Raw genomic sequence first — 17,486 nt, 5'->3', positions numbered from 1 at the left:
CCGCCAGGACCGTACCCACCGAAGAGGAGCGTCGCCGTGCCGAAGCCGCTGATCGGCGTCACGACCTATCTGAACCCGGCCGCCTGGGGGGTGTGGAAACTGCCCGCGGCGCTGCTCCCCGCGGCCTATCCGGAGCTGGTCCAGCGCTCCGGCGGGCTCGCGGCCCTGCTGCCCCCCGACCCCGGCCCGGACGCCGCACGGGAGGCGGTGGCCCGGATCGACGGGCTGATCGTCGCGGGCGGCGCCGATGTGGAACCCGTACGGTACGGGGCCGAGCCGGACGCCAGGACCGGCCCGCCCGCCCGCGACCGGGACGCCTGGGAACTGGCCCTGATCGACGCGGCGCTGGAGTCGGGCACCCCGCTGCTCGGCATCTGCCGGGGCATGCAACTGCTGAACGTGGCCCTCGGCGGCACCCTCACCCAGCACATCGACGGCCATACCGGCGGCGAGGGCGTCTTCGGCAGCCACCGGGTCACCCCGGTCCCCGGCACGCGCTACGCCGCCGCGGCCCCGGTGCCCGTCCGGGTCCCCACCTACCACCACCAGGCCGTCGACCGCCTCGCCCCGCCCCTGACGGCCTCGGCCCACGCGGACGACGGCACGGTCGAGGCGGTGGAACTCCCGGGACCGGCCTGGGTCCTGGGCGTCCAGTGGCACCCGGAGATGGGCGACGACCTCACGGTCACCGAGGCCCTGGTCCGGGCGAGTACGGCCCGCTGAGCCCTGTCCGGGCCGCTGAGGTCCCGTTCAAACGGACGGCAGCCGGGGCACGCTGGCCACCAGGCGGGCCGTGTAGGGGTGTTCGGGGGTGGTCAGGACCTGTTCCGTCGGGCCCTGTTCCACCACCCGGCCGCCGCTGAGGACCGCCGTGCGGTCGCAGAGGGAGGCGACCACGGAGAGATCGTGGGAGACCATGACCAGGGCCAGTCTGCGGTCGTCGCGGAGTTCGCGGAGCAGTTCGACGACCTTGACCCGGGTGGTGACGTCGAGGGCGCTGACGGGTTCGTCGGCGAGCAGGACCCGGGGGTCGCAGACGGTGGCGCGGGCGATCGCGACGCGCTGGCGCTGGCCGCCGGAGAACTCGTGCGGATAGCGGTCGGCGGCGTCCGGCGGCAGCCCTACGGCGGTGAGCGCGGCGGCCACCCGGGGCGCGGCCTCCCGGCGGGTCGCGAGGCCGAGGGAGCGGAGGGGTTCGGCGACGGAGTCGCCGACCCGGCGGCGGGGGTCGAGGGAGGCGTACGGGTCCTGGAAGACGCACTGCACGCCCCGGCGGAAGTGCCGGGTCAGGGCGCGGTCGCGGGGCCTCAGCTCCTCGCCCTCGTAGCGGACCGTCCCGGCGGTGGGGCGGGCGAGGCCGAGGAGGAGCCGGAGCAGGGTGGTCTTCCCGGTGCCGGACTCGCCGACCACGGCGAGGCTCTCCCCCGGGGCGACCGCGAGGGAGACATCGGTGAGGACGCTCGCCCCGCCGCCCCGGTAGGCGTACGAGACCCGGTCGGCGGCGAGGACGGGCTCACCGCCCGGGGTTCCGGCGGTGGTACGGGTGTCCGCGCCGGTCCGGACACCGGCGTCGGACGGGCCGGTTCCGGCCGGGCGGCCGTTGGTGCCTTCGGCGGCTTCGGCAGCGGTCATCGGGGCGTCCTCCGTCCCGTCAGGGCGTTCTCCAGGGTCCGGGCGCTGGCCACCAGCGCCTCGGTGTAGGGCGCGCCCGGGGCGGTGACGACCCGGTGGACCGGGCCCTCCTCGACCGCCCGGCCGTCCTTCATCACCAGCGCCCGGTCGGCGACCCCGGCCACCACGGCCAGGTCGTGGCTGATGAAGAGGAGCGCCATGTCCCGTTCGCGGACCAGGGTGTCCAGCAGTTCCAGCAGTTCGGCCTGGACGGTGACGTCGAGGGCCGTGGTGGGTTCGTCGGCGATCAGCAGTTTCGGCGCGCAGGCCAGGGCCATGGCGAGGGCGACGCGCTGGCGCTGTCCGCCGGAGAGTTCGTGCGGGCGGGACCGGGCGATCCGGTCCGGCTCCGGGAGCCGGACCCGTTCCAGTTCGGCGGTGACGGCCTGCCCCAGGGCCGCGCCCTTGAGTCGCCGGTGCCGGGCGAGGGGTCCGGCGATCTGGGCGCCGACCCGCATCAGCGGGTCGAGGGCGGTCAGCGGCTCCTGGAAGACGACGGCCGCGTCCCGGCCCCGGACGGCGGTGAGGTGTTTCTCGCGGGCGCCGACGATCTCGGTCCCGGCGAGCCGGACGCTGCCCTCGGCGGTGAGTCCGGCGGGCAGCAGTCCGAGGGTCGCGAGGGCCGTCAGGGACTTCCCGGAGCCGGACTCGCCGATCAGGCCGAGCCGTTCGCCGGGGGCGATGTCGAGGGAGAGGCCGTCGACGAGGGCGCGGCCGTCGCGGGTGCGGACGGTCAGCCCGCGGACGGCGAGGAGGGGAGTCATGCGCGCCTTCCGCGGCTGGTGGGGTCGAGGGTGTCGCGGAGTCCGTCGGCGACCAGGTTGACGCCGACGACCAGGACGACGAGGAGGATGCCGGGCGCGAGGGCCCCGGCGGGCGCGGTGGTGAAGGTGGCCTGGGCGTCCAGCAGCATCCGGCCCCAGGAGGCGTTGGGCGGCGGCGCGCCGAGGCCGAGGTAGGACAGGCCCGCCTCGGCGAGGACGGCGAGGCCGAACTGGAGGGCGAGGTTGACCACGAGGGTGGGCCAGATATTGGGCAGGACGTGCCCGGTGACGATCCTCGGCCAGGTGGTGCCGGAGGTCCGGGAGGCGGTGATGTAGTCCTGGGCGAGGACGCGTTTGGCCAGGATCCGGACGAGCCGGGCGACGACGGCGCTCTGGGCGATGCCGATGGCGAGGATCGCGGAGCCGAGGCTGCCGGAGCGGGCGGCCACGATCAGCATCGCCAGCAGCAGGGTGGGGAAGGCGATCAGCAGATCGAGGCAGGCGGAGAGGGTGTCGTCGAGCCAGCCCTGGGCGAAGGCGGCGAGCAGTCCGAGTACGGTGCCGAGGGCGGCGGCGATCAGCACGGAGCCGAGACCGGCCTGGACGGCGATGGTGGCGCCGTTCATCACCTGGGTGAGCAGGTCGCGGCCGAGCTTGTCGGTGCCGAGGAGGTGCTCGCCGCCGGGTGCGGCGAGCCGTCCGCCGGAGGTGTCGTCGGTGGCGTAGGGCAGCCAGAAGAGGGAGACCAGGGCGAGGAGGGCGACGGCTCCGGCGAGTACGGCCCCGGTGATCAGGGTGTACGACCGGCGGGGCCGGGCGGCGGCCCGCTTTTGGGTGGGGGCATCCCCCGGAAGGGTGGTGGTGGTCATCGGGTGCCTCCCGCGAGTCCGGTCCGCAGCCGGGGGTCGACCACGCGCTGGACGATGTCGGCGGCGAAGCCGATCAGCAGCACCGCGAGGGTGGAGACGAACAGCACGCCCTGGATGACCGGGTAGTCGTGCTGGCTGATGCCGGTGGTGAGCTGGGAGCCGAGGCCGGGCAGGGCGAAGACGGACTCCACGACGACCGCGCCGAGCAGGGTGGAGGCGAGTTCGATGCCGAGGACGGAGATGACGGGTACGGAGGCGTTCCGCAGCCCGTGCCGCCACATCGCGGACCCGAAGGAGGCGCCGAGGGCCCGGGCGGTGCGGAGGTAGTCGCTGCCGAGGACGTCGAGCGTGGCGGAGCGTACGTAGCGGATCAGGGACGCGCTCATCACCAGGGCGACGGTGATGACGGGCAGGGTCAGGGCGCGGACCGCCTCGGTGGGGTCGGCCCAGCCGTCGGGCGGGAAGCCGCCGGAGGGGAACCAGCGGGCGTTGACCGCGAGTACGGCGACCAGGATCATCCCGAGCCAGAACACCGGGATCGCGATGCCGAGTTGGGAGACCCCGCTGAGCAGGGCCCCGTACCAGGTGTGCCGCTTGTGGGCGGCGACGAACCCGGCGGGGACGGCGACGGCGACGGCCAGCAGGAACGCGGCGAGGGTGAGCGGGAGGGTGACCTGGAGCCGGGTGGCGATCTCGGGTCCGACGGGCAGGGAGCTGACGAAGGATGTACCGAAGTCGCCGCGGACGAGCTGTCCGGTCCAGTGGACGAACTGTTCGGGCAGCGGCCGGTCCGAGCCGATCGACGCCCGGGCGGCGGCGATCTGCTCGTCGGTGGCGCCGACGGCGGTGAGCGCGTTGGCGGGGTCGCCCGGCAGCATCCGCAGCAGGACGAAGAGTACGACGGTGGCCAGCGCCAGGGAGACCAGCAGCAGGGCCAGCCGTCGCAGGACGTAGCGGGTCATCGGTTCTTCTTGATCCCGTAGGCGTGGAACTGGGAGTTCAGCCCGTTGAGGGGGTAGCCGGAGATCCGGCTGTCGGCGACCACGATCTGGGGGTAGAGGTAGAGCCACTCACTGGCCGCCTCACGGGCGGTGGTCCGGTTGACCTTCTTCAGCAGCTCGGTCTGCTCCGCCGGGGTCGAGGACCGCTCGGCCTCCTCGACCCACTTGGCGACCTGCGGGTTGTCATAGCCCCAGTAGAAGTCGGGGTTGCCGTACCAGACCAGATCTCGGTCGTTGACGTGCTCCTGGAGCGTGGCGTCGAAGTCCTTGTTCTTGTAGACCTTGGTGTACCACTGGTCCGGGGTGATGGGTTCGATCTTCACCTCGATGCCGACGGCGCCGAGCTGGGACGCGATGAAGGTCGCGGCGGTGGGATGCGGGTCGTACGACGGGGTCTGGAGGGTGAAGGAGAAGCCGTCCGGATGTCCGGCCTCGGCCAGCAGCCGCTTCGCCAGGGCCGGGTCGTACGGGTCGGTGCCGGTGAGGTCCTCGTACCAGGGGTCGGTGGGCGGGACCATGGAGCCGATCGGCTTGCCGTGGCCGCCCCAGACGGATTCCAGCAGCTTCTTGTCGTCGACGGCGGCGGCGACGGCCCGGCGGACCCGGACGTCGGTGAAGGGTTCGGCCTTGTCGTTGAAGGCGAGCAGCAGCTTGGTGGTGGAGGCACCTTCGGTGATCTTGTACGCCGGGTCCTTCTTGAAGCGGTCGAGCGCGTCGGGCGACTGCTGGCTGGTGACCAGGTCCACGCCCTTGCTGAGCAGGGCGTTGTTGAGCGCCGACGCGTCCTTGAAGTAGCGCAGCACGATCTTCTTGCTGGCGGCGGCCTCGCCCCAGTAGCCGGTGAAGCGGTCGAGTCCGAGGGACGAACCCCGGGTCCAGTTCCCCAGCTCGAACGGTCCGGTGCCGTCGGCAGCGGCCCGCAGGTCACCGGCGTCGGCGTTGACGATCCAGACGTAGCTCAGGTTGTAGACGAAGGAGATCGACTTCTGGGAGAGCGTGACGGTGACGGTCTTCGGGTCCGGGGCGGTGACCGTCTTGATGACGGAGAGGTTCTTCTTCCGCGCGGACTGGGAGTCGGGGCCGATCACCCGCTCCAGGCTGTGCTTGACGTCGGCGCTGGTGAGCTTCTTGCCGCTGTGGAAGGTGACGCCGTCGCGGAGGGTGAAGGTGTACGTGAGTCCGTCCGGGCTGACCTTGTGGGATGCGGCGAGCAGCGGCTCGGTCTTCCCGGTGTCGGTGAGCCGGAACAGGCCCTCGTAGACATTGCCGTGCAGGGCCTCGGTGACGCCCTGGCCGCCGCCCGCGGTGTTGTCGAGGTTCTGCGGCTCGTAGAGGGAGCCGATGGTGACGGTCGCGTTCGGGTCGTGCTTGCCGGTGCCGCCGCCGCTGCCACCGCCGACGGGGTCGCCGCCGCAGGCGGTGAGGGCGAGGACGAGGGCCGCGGCGGTGACGGCGGGCAGGACGTGACGGCGGGTGCGGGCGGTGCTGCTCATGACGGGGCTGCTCTTTCGTGCGGAGGTACGGCGGGACGGGATCAGTGCGTGGCGGTCGCGCCGCCGCGGCTGACGACCCGCTTCTCACCGGCCGTGACGGGCAGGTGGAGGCGGTTCTGCCGCGGCGGCATCGGACAGTTGTACTGATCGGAGTAGCCGCAGGGCGGCACGAAGGCCCGGTTGAAGTCGAGGCGTACGGAGCCGTCGCCGGTACGGGTCACGAAGAGGAACCGCCCGGCGCCGTAGGTGCCGTCGTCGCCGGGGGCACCGTTGGTGGGGTCGCCGAAGACCAGCAGCAGGGTGCCGTCGTCGTCGAAGGCGCTGAGGGTGTACTCGCGGCCGTCGAGGGTGAGGGCGATGTCGCCGGGGACGACGAGGTCGCGGGTGCCGCCGTTGTCCCTGATGTGTTCGAAGGGGATCCGGCGGGCGCCGGGGACGGGGGTGAAGGTGGCGTCGAAGACCCAGTCGGGGTCGTACGGGAAGACCTCGGTGCGCTCGTAGGCGCGGAGGGCGGGGGCGTCGGCGGACCAGAAGCGGAGCCCGTACTCGGGGGCGCCGGTGACCAGGTCGGTCCGTTCGACGGTGGTGACGGTGTCGCCGTCGGGGAGTCCGGCGCGGGCCGCCGCCGGGTCGGGGCGCTCCCCGGCCGGCAGCCAGCGGGTCTCGACCAGGGCGAGGTTGCCGGTGGGCGAGGTGACGGCCCGGTGGCGCTCGGCGCGCCATTCCTTCCACGCCCCGGCGGGGTCGCTGACCGGCGGTACGGGGGTGGGGTGGGACACGGCGGCACTCACTCACATCGGACGAAGGCGGGACGAACCGGGGGGACGGGCAGGCATACGAATGCTCCGGACGCACCGCCCATTCGTCACAGGGGGCGACGTTCAACCCAAAGCCTGATCTTTATCTTCCATAAGGTGAACTAATGTCAAGTACAACCAGATGCTGAGACGCGGTTCCGGACAGCCTGAGCGGCAGGGCGTTTCCGCAGGCCAGAGCCGTGCGACCGGCTTGGCACGGCAATCCCCTTACGACTGTGGGCGGTTGGGGCGGCCGTCGGGCTTCATCCGGATGTCACAGAGACGGGGTCGGCGCGGTCGTCACCGAGGCGGGTTCGACGCGGTGGTGAGCGCCAGCAGTTCGCGCGCCGGTCCGGCGGGCCGCTGGGAGCGCCGCCAGACCGCGCGCAGCGCCCGGCGCAGCGGAACGTCCGCCAGCTCCACCGCCACCAGCCGCCGGGCGGCCAGTTCGTCCGTGACGGCCAGCTCGCTCAGCACGGTCGGGCCCGCGCCGCTGACGGCCGCCGCCTTCACCGCCGTGGTGGAGGCCAGTTCGAGCAGGGGCGCCGCGGTGCCGCCGTAGCGGGCCAGCGCCGCGTCGAGCACCTGCCGGGTACCGGAGCCGGGTTCCCGCAGCACCAGCGGTGCCGCGGCGAGTTCCGCCGGGGGTACGGGGGTACGGCGCCGGGCCCAGGGGTGCCCGGGGGCGACCACCACCAGCAGCCGGTCCTCGGCGACGGTCGCCCCGTCGAGCCCGGCCGGGATCCGCAGCCCCTCGACGAAGCCGAGGTCGGCCTCGCCCGAGGCGAGCCGGTCGGCGACGGCGGCCGAGTTCCCGGCGTACAGGGAGACGGCGGTATCGGGCCGCAGCGCCCGCAGGGCGACCAGCCAGCCGGGCAGCAGGTACTCGGCGATGGTCATCGAGGCGGCGATCCGCAGCCGGGAGTCCCGGTGGCCGCGGAGCGCCTGGGCGCCCGCGTCGAACGCCTCCGCCGCCTCCACGATCCGGCGCGCCCAGTCGGTGACGAGGACGCCCGCCGGGGTGAGCCGGGAGCCCGTGGGCGAGCGGTCGACCAGGGCCACACCCAGCCGCGTCTCCATGGACCTGATCCGGCCGCTGGCGGCGGGCTGGCTGATGCCCAGCTCACGGGCGGCCCGGCCGAGACTGCCGTGCCGGGCGACGGCCAGCAGCAGTTCGAGGGCGCCCAGGTCCGGGACCCGGTGCGCCAGCGGCGAACGCCGCGGTGCCCGGTCCGCCGCGTCTTCGGGTCCGCCATCGCTCATCGGCCCAGCTTATGAGGTCATAGCGGATACGTCCCTGGCGGGGCCGGTGACCTGCGACGACAGTGGGGACCATGGCCACCGCCGCACAGCCCGTACGCCCCTCGCCCACCGCCGGACACCCCGTCGGAGGCACGCTCGACGCCGTTCCGACGGCGGGCCGGGAGACGCCCGGCGCCGCCACCGGCCGGGCCGCGGGGCCCTCGACCGCGACCGGGATCCCGGCGGACTCCCCCGGCACCGGCCGGGCCGCGGGAGTCCGCGCGCCGACGGCGCCCACCGGCGGAACCACGGGCCCGGATCCCGGGTCCGGCCCGGGAGCGGACGGACGGGCCCCGGCGGCCTCCGCCGGGGCACCACCGGCCACCCCCTCCCCCGGGCCGGTGGAACCCGCCGCCGCGGCCGTACGCCCCTCCCGCGTCACCGGCCGGGAAGCCGCCCCCGGGGCCCGTGCGGCCGGATCCTTCCCCCGGCTGCGGGAGTTCGGGCCGCAGTGGTACGCCGCCGTGATGGGGACCGCGAGCGTCGCCGTGGCCGGGTGGGCCGTGTCGGGTTCGGGCGGCCCGGTCCGGGCCCCGCTGGCCGCCGTCTGGGCGCTCTCCGCGGTACTGCTGGCCGCCGTGGCGACCGCGCGGGCGCTCCACTGGCGCCACCATCGCGACCGGGCCCGGGCCCAGCTCCACGACCCGGCCGTCGTGCCGTTCTACGGCTGTGCCGCGATGGCCCCCCTGGCCGTCGGGATCGGCGCGCTCGGGCCGGGCCGGGAGGTCGTCGGCGACCGGGCCGCGCTCCCGGTCGCCGTCGCCCTGTTCGCGGTGGGCTGCGCCGTCGCCGTACTCGCCGCGGCGGCGGTGCCGTATCTGCTGGTGGTACGGGACCGCCCGGCGCCGGACGCCCCGGCGGCGGAACCGTCGCCGGTCTGGCTGCTGCCGCTGGTCGCCCCGATGGTCGCGGCGGCCTTCGGCCCGCTGCTGGCGGCCGCGGCCCCCGACGGCGAGCTGCGGCGGACCCTGCTGGTGGTGAGTCTGGGGCTGGCCGGTGCCAGCGGTCTCGCGGCGCTGGCGGTACTGCCGCTGGTCCTGGCCCGGCTCTTCCGGCAGGGGCCGCTGCCGCTCGCGCTCACCCCGTCGCTGCTGCTGGTCCTGGGGCCGCTGGGGCAGTCCACGACCGCCGCGAACCAGCTGGCGGACGCGCTGCCGGGACGGCCGTACGCGGGTCTCGTCGCGGTCGGCTACGGGGTGCCCGTGATGGGTTTCGCCCTGCTGTGGCTGGCGCTGGCGGCGGCGATGCTGGTGCGCGCGGCCCGCCGGGGGCTGCCGTTCACCCTCGGCTGGTGGGCCTTCACCTTCCCCGTCGGCACCTGTGTGACCGGGGCGGCCGCGCTCGCCCAGCGGACCGGTCTGACGCTGCTCTGGGTGGTCGCGGCGGCGCTCTACGCGCTGCTGGTGACCGGCTGGGCGGTGGCGGGCTGGCGGACCGTGCGCGGACTGCTCAGCGGAGCGCTGCCCGCAGCGCCGCCGCCAGCTCCCGGGGCGCCGCTTCCAGCGACGGCCCGTACCAGGTCAGGGCCCGGCCGCTGACGAGGGCGGCGGGCAGCCCGGGGAACGCCTCCGGGCCGTCGCCGGGGGCGAAGCGGTACGGCTCGTCGGGCAGGACGACCAGTTCGGCGCCGGACGTCCGCAGTTCGTCAAGCGGGATCCGGGGATAGCGCTCCGGATGCCCCGCGCAGACATTGACCACGCCCAGCCGGGCCAGCAGATCGCCCGCGAAGGTGTCCCGGCCCAGCACCATCCAGGGGCGGCGCCAGATCGGGATCACCGCCGGTACGGGGCGGTCCGCGACGGGCCCGGCGGCGGCCCAGGCGGCCCGGGACCGGTCCAGCCACTCGGGCACAGGCGACCCGCAGCCGTCGGCCAGTACCCGGCGCAGTTCGCGCAGCCCGCCCGGCAGGTCGCGGACCTCGGTGACCAGGACCTCCACTCCGGCGGCCCGTAGCCGGTCCAGGTCCGGGGCCCGGTTCTCCTCCTCGTTGGCGACGACGAGATCGGGCCGCAGCCGCAGTACGGCGTCGGTGTCGGGGTTCTTGGTGCCGCCGATCCGGACGACGTCGAGGCCGGCGGGGTGGGAGCACCAGTCGGTGGCGCCGACCAGCAGCCCGGGGGCGGTCACGGCGATCGCCTCGGTCAGCGACGGTACGAGGGAGACCACCCGCATCCCGGTCAGCCGCCGGGGGGCGTCTCGATGTGTTCGGCAACGGTGACCACGACGACCCGGGTCTCCGCGCCCCCGGCCCGCCAGCGGTGCCGTACGCCACCGGAGAGGAACAGGGTGTCACCCCGGCCCAGCCGGTAGGCGCGGCCCTCGGCCTCGATCTCGACGGTGCCGTCGGCGACGTACATCAGCTCGTCGTTGCGGTGCTGGAACTCGCCCTCGGTGTCGTGCTCCCCGCAGAACTCCAGCGCCTCCAGCTGATGCCGTCCGTGGACCAGGCGGCGGGTGCGGGGCGCGGCGGGGGTCCCGTCGGCGGGGGCGGCCGGGTCGGCCCGGGAGACGGTGACCGTACGGGCCGCGTCGGAGGCGGCGATCAGCCGGTCCGCGGTGGTCTCCAGGGCGTCGGCGACCCGCTGGAGGGAGCGGCGGCTGGGCCGGGCCCGGTCGTTCTCGATCTGGCTGAGGAAGGGCACCGAGAGTCCCGAGCGCTCGGCGACGGAGGCCAGCGTCAGATCGAGGGCCCGCCGCCGCCTGCGCACGGCGGTGCCGACCCGGAGACGCTCGGTCTCCTTCGGGTCCCTGCCGTCCTTGGCGTCAGCGTCCATGCGCCGGCTCCCCTTCCTGCGTTCTGTACAACCTTACGCAGCTTCCGGCGCGGCTACCTCCGCGATCACCCCCGAGAGGGGCCGAAAACGGCCGGGGTGGCCCGGACACTGTCCGGAACCACCCCGTACCCCCGGGTGAACGCGTACGTCACCCGGTGACCGGAACCGTCTTCTCGACGAAGCCGGGGTTCTTCTCCAGCCAGGCCCGGACGGCCTGCTGCTCCTTGCCCTTGCCGGTGCGCTGGATCTCCGACTCCAGGTCGGTCAGCTCCTTCTCGGTCATCCGGAAGTCCTTGAGCCACTTTCCGACCTCGGGGTGGTCGGCGGCGAAGCCGTCCCGGGCCAGGGTGTGCACCCCGTCGCCCTTGCCCCAGGCGGCCTTCGGGTCCTTCAGCTTCTTCAGGTCGTAATCGCTGTAGGCCCAGTGCGGGGACCACAGGGTGACGACGACCGGCTCCTTCTTGGCGTAGGCGCGCTTCAGCTCGGCGAGCATGCCGGGCGTGGACCCGTCGACGACGTCGTACTCGCCTTCGAGGCCGTACTCCTTCAGGACCTTGTCCTTGAGCAGGCCCATCATCCCGGCGCTCGGCTCGATACCGATGATCCGGCCCTTGAAGGTGGACGACTTGCCCTTGAGATCTGCGAGTGAGTCGACCCCGTCGACGTAGGAAGGCACCGCCAGTTCGAGGGATGTGGGCCCGTACCAGGCGCCGAGGTCCTCCAGCCGGTCGCCGTACTTCTTCCAGTACGAGGCATGGGTCACCGGCAGCCAGGAATCCGTCTGGAAGTCGATCTGCCCGTTGGCGAGACCGGTGTAGAGGGCCCCGGTCTCCAGCTGCTTGGCCTCGGCCTCGAAGCCGCGCCGCTCCAGCAGCTCCTTCCAGAGGTAGGTGGAGGCGATGGCCTCGTCCCACGGGATGTAGCCCATGGTCACCTTCTCGCCCTTGCCGACGTTCTCCTCGCCCGTCACCGAGGTGGTGCCGGTGGAGGAGGGGCCGAAGACCGAGAATCCGCCCGCGACCAAGGCCAGGACGACCAGTCCGACCACGGCGACGGACGACTGGGGCCGGTGGTGCCGGATCGAGGGGCCGCCCGCCAGGGCGCGGGCCTTGGCCATCGCCCGGCGGCCCAGCGGGGAGACCTGGCGGCCCAGTTCGCCGGTGATCCGGTCCAGATACATGGCGAGGATGACGATCGAGAGCCCGGCCTCGAAGCCCAGACCGATGTCGACATTGCCGATGGCGCTGTAGACCTCGCCGCCGAGACCGCCGCCGCCGACCATGCCCGCGATCACGACCATGGAGAGGCCGAGCATGATGACCTGGTTGACCCCGGCCATCATGGTGGGCAGGGCGAGCGGGAGCTGGACCCGCAGCAGGGTGTCACGGGGCGTGGTGCCGAACGCCTCGGCCGCCTCGACGAGTTCCTTGTCGACCTGGCGGATGCCGAGTTCGGTCATCCGTACGCCGGGCGGCAGGGCGAACACGATGGTGGCGATGATCCCGGGGACCACACCGACACCGAAGAAGATGATGCCCGGGATCAGATAGACCATCGCGGGCATGGTCTGCATGAAGTCGAGTACGGGCCGGACGACGGCGCTGACGGTCGCCGAACGCGACGCCCAGATGCCGAGCGGGACCGCGATCGCCAGGGTGACGATCGTGGCGACCAGCACCAGGGAGAGCGTCGACATGGCCTCGTCCCAGAGGGCGACCGAGTCGATCAGGGCGAATCCGGCGAAGGCCAGCAGTCCGGCGAGCAGTCCGCGCAGCCACCAGGCGAGTACCGCCAGGATTCCGGCGAACAGCAGCGGCTCCGGGGTGGAAAGGACCGTGTCCAGTCCGTCGTACATTCCGGTGACCACGGTACTGATCGCGTCGAAGAGCCAGGTCAGATGGGTCTGGAGCCACTCGACAGCGCTGTCGGTCCATTCCCCGAGGGGCAGTCTAGGCATGGGCCACCGCCCCGGTGCCGGCGGACTTCGGGCTGGTACCGGAGCCGTCCGGCTCCATGGTCCCCGCCGTCTCCACCGGTTGGTCGGGGGTCATCGGCTCACCGAGCACGGCCAGCAGCCGGGCCCTCGGTACGACTCCGATCAGCTCGCCCTTCTCGCAGGTCACCGCCACCGCCACCCCGCTGGTGGAGCAGGGGGTGAAGAGTTCCGTGATCGGGGTGTCCGCCTTGACCACGGCGGGCGCGGCGGCCATCACCTGCTCGGCGGAGCCCAGCTCCTCGCCCTCGTCGGTCCGGGTGCCGTAGGCGGTCTCCGGTTCGGCCATGATCGCGCCCGCGGTCAGTACCCGGGTGCGGTCGACGTCCTGGGTGAAGGAGGCGACGTAGTCGTCGGCCGGGGTGACCAGGATGTCCTCGGCGGAGCCCTGCTGGACGATCCGGCCGTCCCGCATCACCGCGATCCGGTCGCCGAGCCGCATGGCCTCGTTGAGGTCGTGGGTGATGAAGACGATGGTCTTCTTCAGGGTCTTCTGGAGCTCCAGCAGCTGGTCCTGCATGTCCCGGCGGATCAGCGGGTCCAGGGCGCTGAAGGACTCGTCCATCAGCAGCAGATCGGCGTCCGTGGCCAGCGCCCGGGCCAGGCCCACCCGCTGCTGCATCCCGCCGGACAGCTCGTCGGGCCAGGAGTCCTCCCAGCCCGCGAGCCCGGCGAGGGCCAGCGCCTCGGTGGCCCGCCGCTTGCGCTCGGCCGGTTCGACGCCCTGCACCTCCAGCCCGTACGCCGCGTTCTCCAGCACGCTTCGATGGGGGAAGAGCGCGAAGTGCTGGAAGACCATACTGATCCGCCGCGAGCGTACGGAGCGCAGCTCACGGGCGCTGAGGGCGGTCAGATCACGGCCGTCGAAGAGGACCCGGCCCGCGGTGGGTTCGAGCAGTCCGTTGAGCATCCGCAGCAGGGTCGACTTGCCCGAACCGGAGAGGCCCATGACCACGAAGATCTGCCCGGGCTCGACGGTGAACGAGGCGTCGATGACCGCCGCCGTCGTTCCGTCGGCGCGCAGCTCGTCGCGGTTCGCGCCCCCTTCGATTCGCCGGACCGCCGCTTCGGGTCGTCTGCCGAACACCTTGTACAGATGCTCCGCCTCGAGCCTGGACACATACACCTCACGTCTCGTACGGAATCGATCCGCCACCCCCATCCGGGCGGATCGCGGAGCCCGGCGGGATCCGCCCGCCCCCGGCCCGCGCGCGGCTTCGGGGCCGCGGCGCCACGGGTCGGCTCCGGCGGCGCGCCTGCCCCCGGCCTGTACCGCCAAACGCAACAGTGATCCACATCACGCAACAGTGGCGGCCGGAAAGAGGTGTCCTGCCGGATTTCGGTGGGCGGAGGCGAGGCCGGGGGCCGCACCGGGGCGGGTGGCGGCTCGCCGGGCGGCCGGGCCCCACGAACGGGGGTCCCGGCGCCCGCCCCGGAGGGCGTACCGCGGGGCCGCTGTGCGGCCGGACTCACGGCCCGGGCGAGGTCCCGGCGGCGGGGCCGCCGGGACCCGCGAACGAGGGTCCCCGCACCCGCGGGCCCCGGCGCCCGGCACCGGACCAGGGGTCGGTGTCGCCTACCGGCGGGGCCACCGGCCGGCCGGACGCACGGCCCGAGCCGGGGCCACCGGCGGGACCCCGCGGTGCCGGGGCTGCCGGACGGCCGGGACCCGGGCCGGGGCCTCCGCCGCCGTCAGCCCTGCCGGCGGCGGGCCTTCGGCCCGCACGCGGCGGCGCGAGACGGCCGAGCGGTCCCGCCGCTTCCACCGCTTCCACCGCTTCCACCGGGGAGACCGGCTACGCGTCCGGCGACCGGCGCGGCGGCACCGGGCGCCCGGGCGGCCCACGTCCCGGCACCGCCGGTACGCGACACCGCCCCCGGCCGGGCGTCGGCGTACGGCCTCCCGGCCGCTGTCGGTGGCGTACGGCATGATCGGGGTGTGACGCGACGCCTGATGCTCCTCGACACCGCATCCCTGTACTTCCGGGCCTATTTCGGGGTCCCCGACTCGGTGCGCGCCCCCGACGGCACGCCGGTCAACGCAGTCCGCGGACTCCTCGACTTCATCGCGCGCCTGGTGCAGGACCACCGGCCGGACGATCTCGTCGCCTGCTGGGACAACGACTGGCGGCCCCACTGGCGGGTGGAGCTGATCCCGTCCTACAAGGCGCACCGGGTGGCCGAGGAGACGGAGACGGGACCCGACGAGGAGGAGACCCCGGACACCCTCGCCCCGCAGGTCCCGGTGATCGCGGAGGTCCTCGCGGCGCTGGGCATCGCCCGGGTCGGCGCCGACGGTTACGAGGCGGACGACGTCATCGGCACGCTCACCGCGCGGGCCGCCGGCCCGGTCGACATCGTCACCGGCGACCGCGACCTCTTCCAGCTGGTGGACGACGCCCGGCGGCGCCGGGTGCTGTACCCGCTGAAGGGTGTGGGCACGCTCCAGATCACCGACGAGGCGTGGCTGCGCGGCAAGTACGGCGTGGACGGCCCGGGGTACGCGGATCTGGCCCTGCTGCGCGGCGACCCGAGCGACGGACTGCCCGGGGTGCCCGGGATCGGCGAGAAGACCGCGGCGAAGCTGCTCGACGCCTACGGCGATCTGGCCGGGATCATGGCGGCGGTGGCGGATCCGGCCTCCCGGCTGACCCCGGCCCAGCGGCGGCGGCTCGCCGAGGCCCGGGAGTACGTGGCGATCGCGCCCAAGGTGGTCCGGGTGGCGCCGGACGCCCCGCTGCCGCCCTTCGACCCGGCGCTGCCGTCGGAGCCGCGCGATCCGGCGACCCTGGACGAGCTGGCGGAGCGCTGGGGTCTCGGCGGCTCCCTCCAGCGACTGCTGGCCGTTCTGAACCCCTGACCGCGTACGGCCTACGGACGCGTTCCGGTCGTGTTCGTACGGGCGTGTTCCGGCCGCTGGCGCCCGACGGCCGTCCGTCCGCGGCCGTACGGTGCCCCGCGTGGCCGTACGCGCCCGCGCGGGGCCTCCCGCGTCCGTACGCGCCCCCGTACCTCCGTCCCGTACCGGTACGCACCGGCCCGGGGCACACCGGCGGCTCTCCCGTGCTGAGCTTTCCGGCACGGAGTGTTAACTTAGGCAAGCCTAAGCAAGCGCAGCACGAGCCCGGGAGAGCGCCGTGACCGACCGACCCGCCCGCACGTCACCGTCGCCCTACAAGGCCCATGTCGTGCATGCCGAACGACTCACCCCCCATATGGCGCGGATCGTCTTCGGCGGCCCCGGGCTGGCGGGATTCGGGCTCGACGGCTATACCGACCACTATGTGAAGCTCGTCTTCCCGGCGGAGGGCGTCCGGTATCCGGAGCCCTGGGACATCGACCAGATCAAGGCCGACTTCCCCCGGGAGCAGTGGCCGTCCAACCGGACGTACACGGTCCGTAGCTGGGACGCCGAGACGGCCGAACTGACCATCGATTTCGTCGTCCACGGGGACGAGGGGCTCGCGGGCCCCTGGGCGGCCCGCGCCCGGGTCGGCGACCCGATGTGGATCATCGGCCCCGGCGGCGGATACGCCCCGGACCCGACCGCCGACTGGCATCTGCTGGTCGGCGACGAGAGCGCGCTGCCCGCGATCGCGGCATCGCTGGAGCGGATCCCCGAGGGCGCCCTGGTCCATGCCTTCGTGGAGATCGAGGACCCGGCGGAGGAGCAGAAGCTGGTGGCCCCGGCCGGGGTCACCGTCCAGTGGCTGCACCGGAACGGCCGCCCGGTGGGCCGGGCGATGGTCGAGGCAGTCACCGGACTGGACTTCCCGGCGGGCCGGGTGTCCGCCTTCGTCCACGGCGAGGCGGGCTGTGTGAAGGAGCTCCGGCGCCATCTGCGACTGGACCGGGGCATCGACCGCGCCCAGTTGTCGATCTCCGGCTACTGGCGGCTGGGGCAGAACGACGAGGCGTGGCGCGCGGTGAAGCGGGCGTGGAACGAGCAGGTGGAGCGCGAGCAGGAGAGCGCCGAGCCGGGCGACCGGGTGGCCTGACGCCTGTCGGCGGCGGCCGGATCCGGGCGTACGAGAACCTCTCCACGCCCCTGGTCCGGCCCCGCCGCCCGTCAGCCGGCCGACTCCCCGCCCGCCCCTGAAGTCCCCGTACCGGTATCCGTCTCCTTACCCGCCTCCGGCGGGGTGCTGCGGCTGCCGTAGCGCCGCGCGGAGCGGTCCGTCTGGGCGATCTGCCGCAGGGCCTCGAAGACCGCGTTCCCCAGGACGGTACCGACGATCACGGTCTCCACGAGCTGGTCCCGGCTGGTCCGGTCGGCGAGATAGCCGAGGTCGGCGTCGGCGACCAGTTCGGCCGCGTCCGCGTAGGCGTCCAGCAGCCGGCGCTCGAAGTCGCCGTGCCCGAGCCGGGCCATCGCGGCCAGCGCCCCGGCCAGCAGTTCGGGCCCCGGCGCGTCGTCCTCCACCTGCCAGCCGCGCCGGTCGATCAGCGCGTCGACCGTCCGCCGCGCGCTCTCCCCCGCCTCGTCCGGCTCGGGCTTCACCGGCCGCGCCACCAGCAGATCGGAGGCGGAGCCCAGGACGTGGTGGAGCGGCTTGCCGGGGTCGTCGACGGCCGCCAGCACCCCGCCGATCGCGGCGATCTTCAGCCCGCCGATGTCGAGCAGGGCCCGGATCAGCCGCAGCCGCCGCTCGTGCCCGGGGCCGTACGCGGCCTGATTGGGGCTGGTCAGCTCACCGGCGGGCAACAGGCCCTCGCGCAAGTAGTACTTGATGGTCGGTACCGGTACCCCGGTTCTCCGACTCAGCTCACCGATCCGCACGTCCGCTCACCGCCGTCTCACCAGGACCATGTCCGTCCCGGC

At 73.7% G+C, this 17,486-nt stretch carries 16 protein-coding genes; 4 read left to right on the top strand and 12 right to left on the bottom strand.

Annotated elements, in window-relative coordinates; genetic code table 11:
• Nucleotides 1-36 precede the first annotated feature (36 nt).
• Complete coding sequence (locus ABZ714_RS24440; protein ID WP_358827452.1) at nucleotides 37-723, top strand: gamma-glutamyl-gamma-aminobutyrate hydrolase family protein; 687 nt, start codon at nucleotides 37-39, stop codon at nucleotides 721-723.
• Nucleotides 724-750: 27 nt separating this feature from the next.
• On the opposite strand, the gene ABZ714_RS24435 is transcribed toward ABZ714_RS24440, so the two are convergent.
• The 7 genes from ABZ714_RS24435 to ABZ714_RS24405 all read right to left on the bottom strand — a co-directional run bounded on the left by ABZ714_RS24435 (nucleotide 751) and on the right by ABZ714_RS24405 (nucleotide 7,858).
• The gene (locus ABZ714_RS24435; protein ID WP_358827451.1) at nucleotides 751-1,632 is read right to left on the bottom strand and encodes an ABC transporter ATP-binding protein; all 882 of its coding nucleotides are present in this window, start codon (nucleotides 1,630-1,632) and stop codon (nucleotides 751-753) included.
• Nucleotides 1,629-2,435 (bottom strand): ABC transporter ATP-binding protein, encoded by an 807-nt coding sequence (locus tag ABZ714_RS24430; RefSeq protein ID WP_358827450.1) that lies wholly within the window; start codon nucleotides 2,433-2,435, stop codon nucleotides 1,629-1,631. Before ABZ714_RS24430 ends, ABZ714_RS24435 begins: the two co-directional genes overlap by 4 nt.
• A complete protein-coding gene (locus ABZ714_RS24425; protein ID WP_358827449.1) occupies nucleotides 2,432-3,304 on the bottom strand; it encodes an ABC transporter permease in 873 nt (290 codons plus the stop codon). The genes ABZ714_RS24430 and ABZ714_RS24425 overlap by 4 nt, the downstream gene beginning before the upstream one ends.
• On the bottom strand, nucleotides 3,301-4,266 hold the full coding sequence (locus ABZ714_RS24420) for an ABC transporter permease (protein ID WP_358827448.1): 966 nt from the start codon (nucleotides 4,264-4,266) through the stop codon (nucleotides 3,301-3,303). The genes ABZ714_RS24425 and ABZ714_RS24420 overlap by 4 nt, the downstream gene beginning before the upstream one ends.
• Complete coding sequence (locus tag ABZ714_RS24415) at nucleotides 4,263-5,798, bottom strand: ABC transporter substrate-binding protein (protein ID WP_358827447.1); 1,536 nt, start codon at nucleotides 5,796-5,798, stop codon at nucleotides 4,263-4,265. The genes ABZ714_RS24420 and ABZ714_RS24415 overlap by 4 nt, the downstream gene beginning before the upstream one ends.
• A 41-nt stretch (nucleotides 5,799-5,839) precedes the next feature.
• Nucleotides 5,840-6,577, bottom strand: a complete 738-nt coding sequence (locus ABZ714_RS24410) for a DUF1684 domain-containing protein (protein WP_358827446.1) — start codon at nucleotides 6,575-6,577, stop codon at nucleotides 5,840-5,842.
• A 318-nt stretch (nucleotides 6,578-6,895) separates the two neighbouring features.
• Nucleotides 6,896-7,858, bottom strand: a complete 963-nt coding sequence (locus ABZ714_RS24405; protein WP_358827445.1) for a LysR family transcriptional regulator — start codon at nucleotides 7,856-7,858, stop codon at nucleotides 6,896-6,898.
• A gap of 470 nt (nucleotides 7,859-8,328) precedes the next feature.
• Here ABZ714_RS24405 and ABZ714_RS24400 point away from each other — a divergent pair, with 470 nt between their 5' ends.
• The gene (locus ABZ714_RS24400) at nucleotides 8,329-9,435 is read left to right on the top strand and encodes a C4-dicarboxylate ABC transporter (protein WP_358827467.1); all 1,107 of its coding nucleotides are present in this window, start codon (nucleotides 8,329-8,331) and stop codon (nucleotides 9,433-9,435) included.
• Here ABZ714_RS24400 and ABZ714_RS24395 read toward each other — a convergent pair.
• The 4 genes from ABZ714_RS24395 to ABZ714_RS24380 all read right to left on the bottom strand — a co-directional run bounded on the left by ABZ714_RS24395 (nucleotide 9,347) and on the right by ABZ714_RS24380 (nucleotide 13,784).
• Nucleotides 9,347-10,069: a helical backbone metal receptor gene (locus ABZ714_RS24395; protein ID WP_358827444.1), complete on the bottom strand. Its 723-nt coding sequence runs from the start codon at nucleotides 10,067-10,069 to the stop codon at nucleotides 9,347-9,349. The two genes, ABZ714_RS24400 and ABZ714_RS24395, sit on opposite strands and share 89 nt — an antisense overlap.
• 5 nt (nucleotides 10,070-10,074) lie before the next feature.
• The gene (locus ABZ714_RS24390; protein ID WP_358827443.1) at nucleotides 10,075-10,671 is read right to left on the bottom strand and encodes an XRE family transcriptional regulator; all 597 of its coding nucleotides are present in this window, start codon (nucleotides 10,669-10,671) and stop codon (nucleotides 10,075-10,077) included.
• A 148-nt stretch (nucleotides 10,672-10,819) separates the two neighbouring features.
• Nucleotides 10,820-12,628 carry an ABC transporter permease/substrate binding protein gene (locus ABZ714_RS24385; RefSeq protein WP_358827442.1) on the bottom strand — a complete coding sequence of 603 codons (1,809 nt, stop codon included), beginning with the start codon at nucleotides 12,626-12,628 and terminating at the stop codon, nucleotides 10,820-10,822.
• The gene (locus tag ABZ714_RS24380) at nucleotides 12,621-13,784 is read right to left on the bottom strand and encodes a glycine betaine/L-proline ABC transporter ATP-binding protein (RefSeq protein ID WP_358827441.1); all 1,164 of its coding nucleotides are present in this window, start codon (nucleotides 13,782-13,784) and stop codon (nucleotides 12,621-12,623) included. Before ABZ714_RS24380 ends, ABZ714_RS24385 begins: the two co-directional genes overlap by 8 nt.
• 834 nt (nucleotides 13,785-14,618) lie before the next feature.
• Here ABZ714_RS24380 and ABZ714_RS24375 point away from each other — a divergent pair.
• Both ABZ714_RS24375 and ABZ714_RS24370 read left to right on the top strand, forming a co-directional pair.
• Entirely contained in the window at nucleotides 14,619-15,524 is a 906-nt protein-coding gene (locus ABZ714_RS24375; RefSeq protein ID WP_358827466.1) for a 5'-3' exonuclease, read from the top strand.
• Nucleotides 15,525-15,801: 277 nt separating this feature from the next.
• The gene (locus tag ABZ714_RS24370) at nucleotides 15,802-16,662 is read left to right on the top strand and encodes a siderophore-interacting protein (protein ID WP_358827440.1); all 861 of its coding nucleotides are present in this window, start codon (nucleotides 15,802-15,804) and stop codon (nucleotides 16,660-16,662) included.
• Between the two features lie 71 nt (nucleotides 16,663-16,733).
• Here the strand turns inward: ABZ714_RS24370 and ABZ714_RS24365 are convergent, their stop codons facing one another.
• Complete coding sequence (locus ABZ714_RS24365; protein ID WP_358827439.1) at nucleotides 16,734-17,444, bottom strand: MerR family transcriptional regulator; 711 nt, start codon at nucleotides 17,442-17,444, stop codon at nucleotides 16,734-16,736.
• Nucleotides 17,445-17,486: the final 42 nt, after the last annotated feature.

The organism is Streptomyces sp. NPDC006798 (genome assembly GCF_040635975.1).
Classification (GTDB): Bacteria; Actinomycetota; Actinomycetes; order Streptomycetales; family Streptomycetaceae; genus Streptomyces.
The sequence above is the reverse complement of the archived record's forward strand: the minus strand, read 5'-3'. Positions and strand labels throughout refer to the sequence as shown.

Bases quoted from the DNA above. Each gene is read 5' to 3' on its own strand.
- ABZ714_RS24425 (WP_358827449.1), bottom strand. From the start codon at position 3,304: ATGACCACCACCACCCTTCCGGGGGATGCCCCCACCCAAAAGCGGGCC.
- ABZ714_RS24430 (WP_358827450.1), bottom strand. From the start codon at position 2,435: ATGACTCCCCTCCTCGCCGTCCGCGGGCTGACCGTCCGCACCCGCGAC.
- ABZ714_RS24390 (WP_358827443.1), bottom strand. From the start codon at position 10,671: ATGGACGCTGACGCCAAGGACGGCAGGGACCCGAAGGAGACCGAGCGT.
- ABZ714_RS24375 (WP_358827466.1), top strand. From the start codon at position 14,619: ATGCTCCTCGACACCGCATCCCTGTACTTCCGGGCCTATTTCGGGGTC.
- ABZ714_RS24435 (WP_358827451.1), bottom strand. From the start codon at position 1,632: ATGACCGCTGCCGAAGCCGCCGAAGGCACCAACGGCCGCCCGGCCGGA.
- ABZ714_RS24415 (WP_358827447.1), bottom strand. From the start codon at position 5,798: ATGAGCAGCACCGCCCGCACCCGCCGTCACGTCCTGCCCGCCGTCACC.
- ABZ714_RS24385 (WP_358827442.1), bottom strand. From the start codon at position 12,628: ATGCCTAGACTGCCCCTCGGGGAATGGACCGACAGCGCTGTCGAGTGG.
- ABZ714_RS24420 (WP_358827448.1), bottom strand. From the start codon at position 4,266: ATGACCCGCTACGTCCTGCGACGGCTGGCCCTGCTGCTGGTCTCCCTG.
- ABZ714_RS24405 (WP_358827445.1), bottom strand. From the start codon at position 7,858: ATGAGCGATGGCGGACCCGAAGACGCGGCGGACCGGGCACCGCGGCGT.
- ABZ714_RS24395 (WP_358827444.1), bottom strand. From the start codon at position 10,069: ATGCGGGTGGTCTCCCTCGTACCGTCGCTGACCGAGGCGATCGCCGTG.